This is a genomic window from Gluconobacter sp. GP1 (genome assembly GCF_032913585.1).
In the GTDB taxonomy this organism is placed as follows: domain Bacteria; phylum Pseudomonadota; class Alphaproteobacteria; order Acetobacterales; family Acetobacteraceae; genus Gluconobacter; species Gluconobacter cerinus.
The window spans coordinates 4,007-4,674 of sequence record NZ_JASGXC010000019.1 but is presented as its reverse complement, the minus strand read 5'-3'; the positions used below and the strand labels follow the sequence as shown (position 1 = coordinate 4,674).

1 protein-coding gene is annotated in these 668 nt (G+C 66.5%); it reads right to left on the bottom strand.

Annotation, left to right across the window (positions count from 1 at the left end; genetic code table 11):
* Positions 1-668, bottom strand: a 668-nt coding sequence (locus R5H23_RS16310) for a site-specific integrase (RefSeq protein ID WP_317216077.1), incomplete at both ends; no start/stop codon positions are given.

Here is a 668-nt window from a genome sequence, read left to right as displayed (position 1 = left end):
TCGGGACGGGAACCTGGGCAACATGGTGCAGATAGCGCAGTGCAGCACGGTGCAGATCCACCGTCGCGGGTCGCTTCTTCTGCAGCGCAAGATCAGCCAGATAGGCGGCGACATCCTCGCTGCGGGCGGGCAGGGCAGGGAGCCCATGTCCTGCCGCCCACGCGCACCAGGAGCGCACGGCCGATCGATAGGTGCGGCGTGTGTTCATTGCCTTCGCCGCCCGGGAATAGGTCTTTGAGGCGCGCTCCGCCGTCACCAGCGTCCCGTCATAGTCGGGCAGGGCCTCGTCAGTCAGGGCATCGAACCACTGCAGGACCGCGCCAGACTGCTGACCCAGAGGAGAGGCCAGCGGCGCCAGCGTGGCCGCCTGCGATCCCGCCTTGCGCCGTCTGGCGGCCTTCGGCCTGAGCCAGGCGACGAACACCGGTTCGGGTTCGAGATCCAGAGCAATCGCCAGTTCGTGCCCGGAGGGCAGGGCGGTCAGATGGGCACTGGCGATGGCCAGTGCCTCCTCGGCCGTCTCAACATCGGTGGACAGGACCGTGTCTTCGGCAAATTCGTTGTCGCGGTATTCAATGCCGCGAATGACCAGAGAGAGATGAGGGGAGAAGCGACCGGTCGAGAGCAGGGCCACCGCTTCTGTCAGATCGCCGGCAGGAAGCTGCTGG